The following is a 206-nucleotide window of genomic DNA, read 5'->3' as shown; positions in this document are numbered from 1 at the left end:
CGGTAGATGATTAACATTAGGACTATAGAAATAAGGTTAGACACTAACCAGTAAAGAACTAAACCTGATGGGAACGATAAGAAGAATACAGAGAAGATAACCGGCATAAAGGTCATCATTTTCTGCTGGATTGGATCGGTAACCGTCATTGGTTGTAGTTTTTGCGTCAGTAACATACTTGCAGCAAATAATATTGGTAATACGTA

1 protein-coding gene is annotated in these 206 nt (G+C 36.9%); it reads right to left on the bottom strand.

Annotation, left to right across the window (positions count from 1 at the left end):
• Positions 1 to 206: YidC/Oxa1 family membrane protein insertase (locus V6260_RS19590; protein WP_341595646.1), on the bottom strand; the 206-nt coding region annotated here is incomplete at both ends.

It is taken from the genome of Pseudoalteromonas aliena (genome assembly GCF_038155085.1).
Classification (GTDB): domain Bacteria; phylum Pseudomonadota; class Gammaproteobacteria; order Enterobacterales; family Alteromonadaceae; genus Pseudoalteromonas; species Pseudoalteromonas aliena_A.
Note: the sequence above shows the minus strand (reverse complement) of the source record. Positions and strands in the feature narration are given on the sequence as shown.